The sequence below is a fragment of the Arthrobacter sp. StoSoilB19 genome, from assembly GCF_019977275.1.
Taxonomy (GTDB): Bacteria; Actinomycetota; Actinomycetes; order Actinomycetales; family Micrococcaceae; genus Arthrobacter.
The window spans coordinates 3,230,879-3,244,058 of the sequence record NZ_AP024650.1; the positions used below are offsets into that span (position 1 = coordinate 3,230,879).

Annotated in this window: 12 protein-coding genes; 3 read left to right on the forward strand and 9 right to left on the reverse strand. The window is 67.5% G+C overall.

Going from position 1 to position 13,180, the window contains the following annotated elements:
• Positions 1 to 13: 13 nt before the first annotated feature.
• From LDO86_RS14880 to LDO86_RS14900, 5 genes are read right to left on the reverse strand one after another with little or no spacing between them, the layout of a single operon-like run.
• Positions 14 to 1,420 (reverse strand): GTP-binding protein, encoded by a 1,407-nt coding sequence (locus LDO86_RS14880; RefSeq protein ID WP_056393001.1) that lies wholly within the window; start codon positions 1,418 to 1,420, stop codon positions 14 to 16.
• A complete protein-coding gene (gene cysD, locus LDO86_RS14885) occupies positions 1,420 to 2,364 on the reverse strand; it encodes a sulfate adenylyltransferase subunit CysD (protein WP_018769004.1) in 945 nt (314 codons plus the stop codon). Before cysD ends, LDO86_RS14880 begins: the two co-directional genes overlap by 1 nt.
• A complete protein-coding gene (locus LDO86_RS14890) occupies positions 2,361 to 3,089 on the reverse strand; it encodes a phosphoadenylyl-sulfate reductase (protein ID WP_018769003.1) in 729 nt (242 codons plus the stop codon). Before LDO86_RS14890 ends, cysD begins: the two co-directional genes overlap by 4 nt.
• Positions 3,089 to 4,834, reverse strand: a complete 1,746-nt coding sequence (locus LDO86_RS14895; RefSeq protein ID WP_224084034.1) for a nitrite/sulfite reductase — start codon at positions 4,832 to 4,834, stop codon at positions 3,089 to 3,091. The genes LDO86_RS14890 and LDO86_RS14895 overlap by 1 nt, the downstream gene beginning before the upstream one ends.
• A 54-nt stretch (positions 4,835 to 4,888) precedes the next feature.
• Positions 4,889 to 5,758, reverse strand: coding sequence for a sirohydrochlorin chelatase (locus tag LDO86_RS14900; RefSeq protein WP_224084035.1), 870 nt, complete (start codon positions 5,756 to 5,758; stop codon positions 4,889 to 4,891).
• A 61-nt stretch (positions 5,759 to 5,819) separates the two neighbouring features.
• Between LDO86_RS14900 and LDO86_RS14905 the strand changes: the two genes are divergently transcribed.
• Both LDO86_RS14905 and LDO86_RS14910 read left to right on the forward strand, forming a co-directional pair.
• Positions 5,820 to 6,473, forward strand: a complete 654-nt coding sequence (locus LDO86_RS14905; RefSeq protein ID WP_224084036.1) for a trimeric intracellular cation channel family protein — start codon at positions 5,820 to 5,822, stop codon at positions 6,471 to 6,473.
• 51 nt (positions 6,474 to 6,524) lie between these two features.
• Positions 6,525 to 6,953, forward strand: coding sequence for a hypothetical protein (locus LDO86_RS14910; protein ID WP_056392997.1), 429 nt, complete (start codon positions 6,525 to 6,527; stop codon positions 6,951 to 6,953).
• Between the two features lie 140 nt (positions 6,954 to 7,093).
• Here the strand turns inward: LDO86_RS14910 and LDO86_RS14915 are convergent, their stop codons facing one another.
• From LDO86_RS14915 to LDO86_RS14930, 4 genes are all read right to left on the reverse strand, one after another.
• Positions 7,094 to 7,933 (reverse strand): type IV toxin-antitoxin system AbiEi family antitoxin domain-containing protein, encoded by an 840-nt coding sequence (locus tag LDO86_RS14915; RefSeq protein ID WP_224084037.1) that lies wholly within the window; start codon positions 7,931 to 7,933, stop codon positions 7,094 to 7,096.
• 397 nt (positions 7,934 to 8,330) lie between these two features.
• Positions 8,331 to 9,431 carry a polyprenyl synthetase family protein gene (locus LDO86_RS14920; protein WP_056392994.1) on the reverse strand — a complete coding sequence of 367 codons (1,101 nt, stop codon included), beginning with the start codon at positions 9,429 to 9,431 and terminating at the stop codon, positions 8,331 to 8,333.
• Positions 9,428 to 10,759, reverse strand: coding sequence for a geranylgeranyl reductase family protein (locus tag LDO86_RS14925; RefSeq protein WP_224084038.1), 1,332 nt, complete (start codon positions 10,757 to 10,759; stop codon positions 9,428 to 9,430). The genes LDO86_RS14920 and LDO86_RS14925 overlap by 4 nt, the downstream gene beginning before the upstream one ends.
• 3 nt (positions 10,760 to 10,762) lie before the next feature.
• Complete coding sequence (locus tag LDO86_RS14930; protein WP_224084039.1) at positions 10,763 to 11,536, reverse strand: demethylmenaquinone methyltransferase; 774 nt, start codon at positions 11,534 to 11,536, stop codon at positions 10,763 to 10,765.
• Between the two features lie 114 nt (positions 11,537 to 11,650).
• On the opposite strand from LDO86_RS14930, the gene LDO86_RS14935 reads away from it, so the two are divergent.
• Positions 11,651 to 13,051 carry an isochorismate synthase gene (locus tag LDO86_RS14935; RefSeq protein WP_224084040.1) on the forward strand — a complete coding sequence of 467 codons (1,401 nt, stop codon included), beginning with the start codon at positions 11,651 to 11,653 and terminating at the stop codon, positions 13,049 to 13,051.
• Positions 13,052 to 13,180 lie beyond the last annotated feature (129 nt).

Below are 13,180 nucleotides of genomic sequence, written 5' to 3' on the forward strand. Positions count from 1 at the left end.
TCGAAAGGAGTACCTAGATGCTGTAGCGCTCGTCCTCGTGGTCGCCCGGGTGGTCCTTGACCAGGCCGGCGGCCAGCGTGTTGCCGTCCAGCGGGTCGATCACCAGGAATGCGCCGGTGCGGCGGTGGTGCAGGTAGTTCTCCAGCGGCAGCGGGGCGGCGAGCCGGAGCTGCGCGTGCCCGATGTCGTTCAGTTCCAGGCTGGAGGCGCCTTCAAGCTTGAAGGTGGCCAGGTCCAGCTTGCCGGAGACGCTGCGGACCATCGCCTGCACCGTCCGGGTGCCGTGCTTGACCAGCACCTTCTGGCCTTCGCGGAGCGGCTTCGGGGACAGCCAGCACAGGGCGGCGTACAGGTCGGCGGAAGCCTCGCGGACGGTGCCGGCGGCCGCGATGGTGTCACCGCGTGCGACGTCGAACTCGTCCGCCAGCCGGATGGCCACCGACTGCGGGGCGGCGGCTTCCTGCAGGGAAGCCCCGGCAAAGTCGATGCCCACCACGGTGGTGGTCCGCGGTGCCTGGCCCGGTGTCAGCACGGACACCTGGTCCCCCACCTTCACGGAGCCTTCGGTGATCTGGCCGGCGTAGGCGCGGTAGTCGCGGAAGGCCTCCACATCCAGGCCGGCGGCGACGGCGTCGGGGGCCAGGGCGCCCTGCGGCCGGATGACCAGCTGCACCGGGAAGCGGAAGCTTTCCAGGTGGCTTTCCAGTTCATCGGCGGCGGGCAGGGTCTCCAGGACCTCCAGCAGTGCGGGGCCGGTGTACCAGGGGGTGCGCTCGGAGCGCTCCACCACGTTGTCGCCGTCGAGAGCGGAGACCGGGATGACCAGGAGGTCGCTGATGCCGTCGGCGCCCAGGCCCAGTTCGCGGCCCACCTGCTGCACGTCGGCTTCGATCCCGCGGAACACGGACTCGCTGAAGTCCACCAGGTCGATCTTGTTCACGGCCACGATCACGTGCGCCACGCGCAGCAGCTGCAGCACGGACAGGTGCCGGCGGGTCTGCTCCAGCACACCCTTGCGGGCGTCGATGAGCACGACGACGGCATCCGCAGTGGACGCGCCGGTCACCGTGTTCTTGGTGTACTGCACGTGCCCGGGGCAGTCGGCCAGGATGAAGCTGCGCTGGTCGGTGGCGAAGTAGCGGTAGGCCACGTCGATGGTGATGCCCTGTTCGCGCTCGGCGCGCAGGCCATCGGTCAGCAGGGCCAGGTCGATCCCGCCCTTGTCGCCGCCGAAACCGCGGTCGGCCGAGGTGCGGGCGACGGCGTCGAGCTGGTCAGCCAGGATGGCCTTGGAATCGTGAAGGAGGCGGCCCACCAGAGTGGACTTGCCGTCGTCGACCGATCCTGCCGTGGCGAAGCGGAAGAGCGTGGTGGGCAGGGCCGTTTCCAGGTCTGCCGGGAGAACTGCTTCGGTGGTCATTAGAAGTACCCGTCCTTCTTGCGGTCTTCCATGGCGGCCTCGGAGATGCGGTCATCTGCGCGGGTGGCGCCACGTTCGGTCAGGGTGGAGGCGGCGACTTCCACCACGACGTCGGACACGGTGTAGGCGTTGGATTCCACAGCGCCGGTGCAGGACATGTCCCCCACTGTGCGGTAGCGGACGGTCTTGGTGATGACTTCCTCGCCGTCGCGGGGCTGGGACACTTCGCCCACCGCGCGCCACATGCCGTCGCGGGCGAAGACCTCACGCTCGTGGGCGTAGTAGAGGCCCGGCAGCTCGATGTTCTCGCGTTCGATGTAGCGCCAGATGTCCAGCTCGGTCCAGTTGCTGATGGGGAAGGCCCGGACGTGCTGGCCCACGGTGTGGCGGCCGTTGTAGAGGTTCCACAGCTCGGGGCGCTGGTTGCGCGGGTCCCACTGGCCGAACTCGTCGCGGAGGCTCAGGATGCGCTCCTTGGCGCGGGCCTTGTCCTCGTCGCGGCGGCCGCCGCCGAACACGGCGTCGAACTTGTTCTGCTGGATGGCGTCCAGCAGGGGGACGGTCTGCAGCGGGTTCCGGGTGCCGTCGGCGCGCTCGGCCAGCTCGCCGCGGTCGATGAACTCCTGGACGGAGCCCACCACCAGCTTCAGGCCCAGCCGCTCAACAGTGCGGTCGCGGAAGTCGATGACCTCGGGGAAGTTGTGGCCGGTGTCCACGTGCAGCACGGGGAACGGCACCTTGCCGGGCCAGAACGCCTTGGTGGCCAGGTGCAGCATCACCACGGAGTCCTTGCCGCCGGAGAACAGCAGCGCGGGCTTCTCGAACTCGGCAACAACCTCGCGGATGATGTGGATGGCCTCGGACTCCAGGGTGTCCAGGCTGGACAGGCGCGTGGATACGGCGGCGTCAGTCACCTGGGTCTCCTCGGTAAGTGAAGTGCTCATACGTGTAGTCCGCATTCTGTCTTGTCGGTTCCTGCCCAGCGGCCGGCGCGGGGGTCCTCGCCGGGTGCCACCTTGCGGGTGCAGGGCTGGCAGCCAATGGAGGGGTAGCCCTGGGAAAGCAGCGGGTTGACGGGCAGGAGGTTGTCGTCGGAGTACTGGACCAGCTGGTCGAATGTCCAGGCGGCCATGGGGTTGACCTTGACCAGGCCGTTCTTCTCGTCCCAGCCGATCAGCGGCGTGTTGGTCCGGGTGGGGGCTTCGTCGCGGCGGACGCCGGTGAACCAGAGCTCGTAGCCGGCCAGGGTGCGCTGCAGCGGGGCCACCTTGCGGAGGGCGCAGCACTGGGCGGCGTCGCGGGCAAAGAGGTCCTTGCCCAGGAGCCGGTCCTGCTGCTCCACGGTGTTTTCGGGGAGCACGTCCACCACGTTGACGCGGAGGTTCGCGGCCACCTCGTCACGCGTGGCGTAGGTTTCCGGGAAGTGGTAACCGGTCTCCAGGAAGAGGACGTCGACGCCTGGCATCTGGTCCGCCACCAGGGCGGGCAGGACGGCGTCGGCCATGGAGCAGGCGACGGCGACGGCGGGCAGTTCGAAGTTGCGCTCCACCCAGGCGATGACATCGCGGGCAGGGGCGTCCCAGCCGAGCTCGGCAGCGCCGGCTTCAGCCAGCGCCTTGAGCTCCTCGACGGGACGCTTGGCGGGTGCGGGTGCCAGGTGTTTTGCCATTACTGCAATGCCTCCTCGTCTGCTGCGTGGGCCCATTCGGCGAAGGTCTGGCCTTCGGCACGGTCGGCCACGAACCGGCGGACCACCCGCTCCACGTAGTCTGGCAGGTCGTCCACGTACACCTTCAGGCCGCGGACGGTGCGTCCCAGCCCTGCTTCCTCGCGGTCGTTGGAAGCCAGCCCGCCGCCCAGGTGGACCTGGAAACCCGGGGAGGGGTCGCCGTCGGGCGTTGGCAGCATCATGCCCTTCAGCCCGATGTCCGCCGTCTGGATGCGGGCGCAGGAGTTGGGGCAGCCGTTGATGTGCAGCGAAAGTGCCTGCGGCAGCTCGCCCGAGCCGGCGAGGTCGGCCAGGCGGCGCTCCAGCTCGGCCACGGCCGTGGCGGCGGTGTGCTTGGTCTCCACAATGGCCAGCTTGCAGTACTCGATGCCGGTGCAGGCGATGGTGCCGCGGCGGAACACGGACGGGCGGGCGGACAGGCCCAGGGCGTCCAGTTCAGCCACCAGGGGCTCAACCTGTTCCTTCTCGACGTCCAGGACCACCAGCTTCTGGTGCGGGGTGGTGCGCAGGCGCCGGGAGCCGCGGGCCTCAAGGGTGTCCGCGAGCTTGACCAGCTGGGCACCGGACAGCCGGCCGGCCAGCGGGGTGGCGCCGATGAAGAACTTGCCGTCCTTCTGCTCGTGCACGCCGATGTGGTCGCCCGGTGCGGTGGGCTTGGGCGCGGCGGGACCGTCGGCCAGCTTGTAGCCCAGGTATTCGTCCTCGAGGATCTGGCGGAACTTCTCCGGACCCCAGTCAGCCAGCAGGAACTTCAGGCGGGCCTTGGTGCGCATGCGGCGGTAGCCGTAGTCACGGAAGATGCTGGTGACGCCCAGCCACACGTCCGCGGCCTGCTCCGGCTTCACGAACGCGCCCAGGCGCTTGCCGAGCATCGGGTTGGTGGACAGCGCGCCACCCACCCATAGGTCGTAGCCGGCGCCGAATTCGGGGTGCTTCACACCAACCAGGGCGCAGTCGTTGATCTCGTGCACCACGTCCTGGCTGGGGTGGCCGGTGATGGCGGTCTTGTACTTGCGCGGGAGGTTGGACAGCAGCGGGTTGCCGATGAACCGCTCCCCCAGCTCCTCGATGAGCGGGGTGGGGTCGATGATCTCGTCCTTGGCGATGCCCGCCACGGGCGAGCCCAGGATGACGCGGGGAACGTCCCCGCAGGCCTCGGTGGTGGACAGGCCCACGCCTTCCAGGCGGTTCCAGATCTCGGGGATGTCCTCCACGCGGATCCAGTGCAGCTGGATGTTCTGGCGGTCGGTGAGGTCGGCGGAGTCGCGGGCGAAGTCCACGGAGATCTGGCCGATGACGCGCAGCTGCTCGGTGGTCAGGGCGCCGCCGTCGATCCGCACGCGCAGCATGAAGTACTTGTCCTCGAGCTCGTGCGGCTCAAGCGTTGCGGTCTTGCCGCCGTCGATCCCGGGCTTGCGCTGGGTGTACAGGCCCCACCAGCGGAACCGGCCGTGCAGGTCCTGGCCGGGGATCGCGTCGAAGCCCTCTTTGGCGTAGATGGTCTCGATACGCTCGCGCACGTTCAGGCCGTCGTCTTCCTGTTTCCAGGTTTCGTTGGCATTCAGGGGCGTCTTGCCGTCCACCTTCCACTGCCCGTGCGGCTTCGCAGCAGGACGGGACGGGCGGGCGGGGCGCTTGGTGGCAGCGGAGTCCGCGGACGCTCCGGCTAGAGCTGTATCAGTCATGCATCGACTGTAGGTCCCGCCCGAATTGCGTCACAAAGGGCCGGAAACGCTAAGTCACCTAGGGAAATATTTCGTCACGAAACGCCGGAGGGCCTTGAAGATGCCACCCTCCTGTGCATCCGCGGCGGGTGCGGCCGGGGCCGGTGCGGCGGCTTCCAGGGGTGCCGCTGCCGGTGCTTCCGCAGGGGTCCCGTTCATCGTTGCGACGGCGGCGTCGTACCTGTCCAGCGCGATGTCGGCGAGCACGGGGGACGGCAGCAGGGGTTCGGTCACGACGTCGGCTCCTGCCTTGGCGAGCTGGTCGTGGAAGAAGCCCGGCGCCAGGAGGTAGGAGGCAATCACCACCCTTCCGCCGACGTCGACGGCCCCGGCGGACTCCCCCGCCCCGGCACCTCCTTCAAGTTCCTCCCGAAGCATCGCGACGGCGTCGGGCACTGAGGGCTTGGCCGAGGCACCGTAGGCGGCCACGATCCGGTTGGACCGGAGCTCCTGGAGCTGGCGCAGCAGCTCCTCCACGCTGACGGCGGCGTTGGGGTTGGACGAGCCGGCGGCGGCAAGGACGATGACGTCGTTGTCCGTGGTCCCGGCTTCGCGCAGCCGCTGGTCCAGCAGTCTGGCGAGCCGCGGGTCGGGACCCAGCGGTGCGGCGGCCGCACTGTCCGGACGGCTCTTCACGGCCCGCGCGATGTCCACCTTCACGTGGTAACCAACGCTGAGCAGCAAGGGAACCACCACGGCGGCCTCCCCCTCCGGCAGGCCCGCCACCACATCCACCAGGTCCGGCTGCTGGACGTCCACATAGGCTTCCCGGACGTCGAGGCCTGGCCGCAGTTCAGCAATGGCGGCGCGCAGGGCGTTGACCTCCGCGGCCCCCTGTGTGTTGGACGTCCCATGGGCACAGGCGATCATGATGGGGCTGTTCATAGGGGCTAGCGTAACGTTGGAGCCGCCCTGTCCGCCCTCTTTGAAATACCGGGGACGCCCCATGACATTCGCCTTTGACAACTCCCCGGTGTGGCTGGATCTGCTGGGCGTGTTTTTCTTTGCCGTCTCGGGCTCGCTGCTGGCGGCGCGGAAGCAGATCGACATTGTGGGATCGCTGCTGCTCGCTTCCCTGGTGGGGCTCGGCGGAGGCGTCATCCGGGACATCATCCTGGCCATTGTTCCGGCGGCCTTCACCAATCCGGCGTACCTGGCCCCGCCGCTGCTGGCCACCGTGCTGGTCTTCTTCCTGTTCTCCAGCGTGCAGCGCTACACGTCCCTGCTGATCCTGTTCGACGCCGCGGGCCTGGCCCTGTTCTGCATGACCGGCACGCTCAAGGCGCTGGCAACGGGCCTTAACCCGGTGGCGTCCGTGCTGCTGGGGGTGACGACGGCGGTGGGCGGCGGGCTGCTGCGGGATATCACCGCCAATGAGGTTCCCGAACTGTTCAACCCCAAGGACATCTACGCGCTGCCGGCATTTTTAGGGGCTGCCATGACTGCCGTGCTCTGGGTCTTCGGCGTGTTCAACGTCCTCACGGCGGCCGCCATCGCGGCAGTGGTTTTCACGTTCCGGGTCCTGGCGTGGCGGCGTTCCTGGCAGGCCCCCCTCGCAGTCCGCGGGTGGCACCGGCGCGGCACCGATCCAGGGCTGTGAGTGCTGCCCCGGTGTCATTTTGGGGTGCTCCGCATTGGCTAGGATATGAGCATGACTGACATGTTCCTCGAGAAGTTCCGTGCGCTTGTTCCGAAGTATCTCGAGGATGAATGGCAGGAAGAGGACGGCCTGACCCCTGAGGAACTGGATAAGGCCCTCGCCGGGCACCAGTTCCAGATCCCCTTGGTTTTGCGCGAGTTCTACCTGGCCCTTGGCGGCTGCGAGGACCTCATGGAGGCCTACCACTACTTCTGGGACCCCGAAGAGCTCGAGGTCGACGACGAGGGCTTCCTCATGTTCCTCGAGGACGAAGAGGAACAGTTCACCTGGGGCTTCCGCGTAGGAGACCTCAGCGTCCCCGATCCCATCGTGTACCGCCGCAACAATGCCCGCGGCCAGTGGAAGTCCGAGGAAGGCACCTTCTCCGAATTCGTCTTCGACATGTTCGAGTGGGCGTTCGAGGACGAAGAGGAAGAGTAGGGACTCCCCGCTTCGGCTGGGCTGCCTTGCTGCGGTCCTGGGGCACTGCTGCGGTCCTGGGGCACTTTGACACGGACACGCCGTGATCCCAGCCTGTTTTGCCAACTGTCGCGGCCAAAGTGCCCCGCGGCCGCGGGAACTCACCGCGCACTGAATGATCCCCGCCGGCTCTGTTCCAGCACCGCCAGGACCTGGTCCACCATCACCTCGGGATGGTGGACCACATCCGCATAGCCGAACCTCAGGCAGAGACGCCCGCCAATCACTGTGGCATTGTTGCGTGCCCTGTCCTTCTTAACCTGCTTTGCCTCCAGGTGGCTGGCGCCGTCGGTTTCCACCACCAGGAAATCCTCAATCAGGAAGTCCACTTCACCCACCCCCGGGAGCTCCACGTGCCGGCGGACATGGAGGCCGGCCCTGTGGAAGTGGTAGTTGGCCAAGACTTCCAGGAGCGAGTCCGCCCGCGGAATTACGTGATCCAGGACTGACCGGGCACGGGCGTTGCGGTTCCCGGGAAGCTTGCGCCGCAGGAAGTCCACCGTCACATCTCCGCGTTGCGCGGCGCACTGGACCATTACCAGCGCCTCCAGTTCCGGCAGGCAGTGCAGGGCATGGATGAGGACGTCGGCCAGGCCTGCCACCGGCAGCCAGGGATGGACAGGGTGGCGGATCCGGCCGTGGGTGAGGGTGTCCGGCACTGTCTTCCTGTGCCCAGGGCTCAGATGGACCACACCCGCCTTCTCCAGGGTCCACAGCTGATAAACGGGGGCAGCGGAAAGGCAGGTCACGAGCGCATTGTGCTGCAGCGCCAAACCGAGCACGCCGCCTTCCACCGGCAGGCCATAAACACCCCGCCGGAACCTCACGATGAGGCCTGCTGCCAGGAACTTGTCCACCCGCGTTCTGGGGAACCCCGCCCGGTGCAGTGCTGCAGTCCGGGCCACCCCTCCCCGGCGACGGAGAAAAGCCTCAATATCCATGGCTCCACGGTCCCCTGTACCTTGCCGCAAGCGACAGTTCCGGGCCGCGCCATGTGGAGAACCTGCAGTCGTGGGGCACTTCGACACGGACCCGCCGCGGGTTCAGCCCTGTATGCAGGGGGCGGCCCTCAATGTGCCCCACGACGGCCGCAAAGGCAGCCCTGAAAAATCTTTGACACCTGCAGTAACAAGGGACTTGCGCGTTATGACAAAGCTGTCATAAGCTATTCACGGATCCGCTAAACGCCTCCGGCGGGTCTGATGCGAACGGAGAGATGGCCCCGGTTCACAGCAGCTTCGGTTGTTGAGGACCGGGGCTGTCCCGTTAAGCGGGGGCACAAGAAGAAGCCCGGCACCAACTGGATAACCAGGGGAACCGGGCTCCTAAAACCAAGGATCAGCTGGCGCGGTCCACCACGGCCAGCGCGAAGTTGGACAGCGACTCCTTGACCACGCCCTCGGGCAGCGGGGCCAGGGCAGCGATGGCTTCGTCAGCCCAGCGGCGTGCCACCACCCAGGACTGAGCAGTGACAGGGTGCTCGCGCAGCCCGGCCACGGCGGCAGCCAGTGCATCATCAGAGGACAGGTCGCCGTCAATCAGCGTCAAAAGGTCGACGGCGGACTGGTCACCGTCAGCGGCAGCCTTGCGCAGGAGCAGGACGGGCAGGGTGGGAACGCCTTCACGCAGGTCCGTTCCGGGCGACTTGCCGGACTTCACCTTCACGCCGGTGACATCGATGACGTCGTCGGCCAGCTGGAACGCGACGCCCACCTTCTCGCCGTACTCCACCAGGATGTCCTCAAAGGCCTCGTCGGCGCCGGAGAAGATGGCACCGAACTGGCCGGAAGCTGCCACCAGCGAGCCGGTCTTGTCCGCGATCACGGAGAGGTAGTGCTCCACCGGATCCTCGTCAGGGCGGGGCCCCACCGTTTCGTGCAGCTGGCCCAGGCACAGCCGCTCAAACGTGCGGGCCTGGATGCCCAGCGCACGCCCGCCGAGTTCGGACACCAGGATGGAGGCCCTGGCGAAGATCAGGTCGCCCGTCAGGACGGCCACGGAGTTGCCCCATACTTCGTGGGCCGTAGGGGCGCCGCGGCGGAACGGCGCGGAGTCCATGACGTCATCGTGGTACAGGGTTGCCAGGTGCGTCAGTTCCACCACGACGGCGGCCTGCACCACTGCGGGCAGGGATGCGTCCCCGAGGTGGGCGCAGAGCAGGGTCAGCAGCGGCCGGATGCGCTTGCCGCCGGCTTCCACCAGGTGGCGCGACGTTGCGTCAGCCAGCGGATCCGAATTGGCGATGGCTTCCCGGAGTTTCTTCTCCACCTTGGCCAGGTTGTTGGTGATGGCCGGCCCCAGCTCGGCGTCCCCCGCGATGGCCGCGAAGCCTGCCGGCAGCTGGAGGCCCGTGGCAATGGCGGTGGTGTTGAGGCTGGGTTCGGAGTCCGGCAGGCCGTGCCCGGCGTGCGTCCAGCTGTGGTCTGCGGATTTGGTCACGGGTTAACCCTAACTTTTTGTTGCGGATACCGCTGATTCGGAGCTGACGGGGTATTGGACGTGGCCGGAACCAGCGATTCCAGGACGCGGATCACCCGGTCCTCGAAGCCTTTGGCGGTGGGGTCCGTGAGGTTGGCAAGGAGCCTGACCACGAACCGCATCAGCACTGGGATTGGCATGCCTGTCCGCAGCGCGAGTTTCATGACGGCCGGCTTGCCGATCAGCGCGGCGAAGGCCCGGCCGAGGGTAAAGTGCGAGCCCCACTGGTCCCGCACGTAGTCCGCGTACCGCGAAAGGTGCGCGTCGGCGTCGTACGTTCCGCCTGCTGCCATGGAGCGCGAGGAGGCGTCGATGATGAACTCCGCGGCAAAACGCGCCGACTCCATCGCGTAGGAGATGCCCTCACCGTTGAACGGGGACACCATGCCGCCGGCGTCGCCCAGCAGCAGGAGTCCCGGCGAGTAGTGCGGGGTGCGGTTGAAGCCCATGGGCAGCGCGGCGCCGCGGATCTCCCCCACCTGGTTTTCCGGTGTGAAGCCCCAGTCGGCGGGCATGCCGGCGGTCCATTCACGCAGGACCTGCTTGTAGTCGAGCTTGCCGAATTCCTTGGAGGAGTTCAGGATGCCCAGGCCCACGTTGGAGGTGCCGTCGCCCACGCCGAACACCCAGCCGTAGCCGGGCAGCAGCTTGCCGTCACGGCCAGGAAGTTCCAGCCAGCCTTCCATCCAGTCGTCGTCGGTGCGCGGCGAGGTGAAGTAGGTGCGGACGGCGACGCCGAGCGGCCGGTCGTCGCGCTTCTGGATGCCGAGTGAGACAGCGGTGCGGGTGGAGTTGCCGTCGGCGGCCAGGACGACGTCGGCACTGAAGTCGTGCGTCTGTCCCGTCTTGCGTCCGGACTCGTCAAGGAGCGCTGCGCGGACCCCGGTGACCCGGCCGTCGTCGTCCCGGAGGGCATCGGTGACGCTGTGCCGCTCGAGGATGGTGGCACCCGCGGCCTGGGCGTGCCGGCCCAGTTCCTCGTCAAAGCCAAGCCGGGTGCGGATCAGGCCGTACTGCGGGAAGTCGGACACCTCGGGCCAGGGCAGTTCGATGGTGCGGCCGCCGGCGATCAGGCGCAGGCCCTTGTTCCGCCGCCAGCCGTCGTTCTCAGGGTGCGGCAGGCCGAGCTTCTGGATCTCGCGGACGGCCCGGGGCGTGAGCCCGTCGCCGCAGACTTTCTCGCGCGGGAAGCTGGTTTTCTCCAGGACCGTGACATCGAGGCCGGCCTTGGCGAGGTAGTACGCGGCGGTGGATCCGGCAGGGCCGGCGCCGACAATCAGTACCTTCACAGGTCAGCGGACGATGTTGCGGCGCAGCTTGGCCACCGGGCCCTTGTGGGCGGCGATGGCGGCCGCGCCGCCGTTGGACGGCGGGGCGGGCTTGAAGGCGCGGTGGACTGCCACGATGCCGCCGGTCAGGTTCCGGTAGGTGACATTCTCCCAGCCGGCCTCCTGCAGCCAGGCGGCCAGGTGGTCCTGGTCCGGCCAGGCGCGGATGGACTCGGCCAGGTAGACGTAGGCGTCGGGGTTGGAGGCGACCTTGACCGCGATGGCCGGCAGGGCCCGCATCAGGTATTCGGTGTACATGGTGCGCCACAGCGGGACCACGGGCTGGGAGAACTCGGCGATGACCAGCCGGCCGCCCGGCTTGGTGACGCGCAGCATCTCCAGCAGCGCCTTCTTGGGCTCGTTCACGTTGCGGAGGCCGAAGGAGATGGTGGTGGCATCGAACGTGTTGTCAGCGAACGGCAGGTTGGTGGCGTCACCGGCAATGAAGTTGATGTCCGGGCGGCGGCGCTTTCCCACCTTGAGCATGCCCAGGGAGAAGTCGCAGGCCACCACGTCTATGCCGGCGTCGGCATATGGCTCGCTGGAGGTCCCCGTTCCGGCCGCGAGGTCCAGGACGCGCTGGCCCTTGGAGACTTCCATCGCGTCCACCACGATCCTCCGCCAGCGGCGGGTCTGCCCCATGGAGAGGACATCGTTGACGACGTCGTATTTCGGTGCGACGTCGTCAAACATCGTGGCTACTTCGTCCGGACGCTTATCCAAGGATGCTCGGTTCACCATGACATTGTCTCAAATGTTCCCGTGCGTGCTGACCAGCCCTTTTTGCCCACTCAAGCCTGCATCAGGGTGCCGGGGAGGCCACCGTGTACGCGGGAGTAGTGTTGTCTCATCATGACGAGCACGTTCCGCACCTTGACAGTCCCCCTGGATGGCAAAGCGTTCCCCGGGGGGCTGCCTTCGTTTCTGGTCAGGGACGATGTCCTGTGCTGGACCCGCAGGGAAGCCGGGCTGGCCGGGTTTGGCGAGATTGCGCGCTTCACTGCCACCGGGCCGGACCGGTTCCTGGAGGCGGACATCTGGTGGCGGCACCTGGTCCTCGAGGCTGAGGTCGCGGACTCCGTGGAGCTGCCCGGCACTGGCCCCGTCGCCTTCGGCTCCTTTGCCTTTTCCAAGACTTCCGCCCACGAGTCGCGGCTGATCGTGCCGGAGATCGTGGTGGGCGTGCGGGACAACCAGGCATGGCTCACGCAATTGACGTTCGACGACGGCCAGCTCACCGAAGAGTCGGCCCTCGCCGCACTGGACCGCTGGCTCAGCAGTGCTTCCGCCGAAGACCCGGACGTTGAAGGCACGACGGCGGCAGCGGACTCCGCCGGGGACGCTTCCCTGGGCGGCGTGCCCGGCAAAGCCCGCGGCGCCGTCGTACGCCCCCTCCCCCTGGCGGCCGGCGCAACGCTGCACACCGGTTCCCTCAGTGAGGAAGCCTGGATGGAGGCCGTGGCCGCCGGTGTTGCCGAGATCCGCACGGGGGCACTGGAGAAACTGGTGCTGGCGCGGGACGTTGTGGCTACTATTCCTTCCGGCGTACATGCCGCGGACGTGCTGCGCGAACTTGCCGCACGGTACCGCGAATGCTGGACGTACGGCGTGGACGGGCTGGTGGGGGCCACGCCCGAGATGCTGATCCAGGTGGAGGGCCGCACCGCGCAGGCGCGCGTGCTGGCCGGCACCCTGGACCGCCGCGACGCGCACGGCGAGGACGGTCCGCCCATGGATTACGCTACGCGCGTGCTCGCCGGCTCCGAGAAGCAGCGGCATGAGCACGAGATTGCCATCCAGTCCCTGACCAGGCAGCTGGCGCCGTTCTCGGAGGCCATGAATGCGCATGATGAGCCCTTCATCCTGGAGTTGCCCAACGTGTGGCACCTGGCCTCGGACGTCAAGGCGGAACTCACCGAGGTGGAGGGCCACGTGCCCACCTGCCTGGCCCTGATCAACGCCCTGCATCCCACGGCAGCTGTCTGCGGAACCCCCACCCTGGTGGCGGGCGAACTGATCCGGAAGCTGGAACATCTTGACCGCGGCCCCTATGCCGGGCCGGTGGGCTGGCTGGATGCCGCCGGGAACGGCGAATGGGGCATCGCCCTGCGAGGTGCGGTCATCGAGTCGACCGACACCGTGAGGCTATATGCCGGCTGCGGCATCGTTGACGGCTCGCAGCCCAAAGCCGAGCTGGCCGAAACGTGGGCCAAGTTCCGGCCCATGCTGGAATCGCTGGGCATCAAGAGCTGATTTTCCCCCGGATTGGGTAGGAGGTCTGGGATTACAGACTCTTCCCGCTCCTAAAGGCTTGCTTTTGCCCCCGTTACAGTTATCCAATAGTGAAACTTAGTTGCGTGTGACGTACCTCTCTTGTTGAGC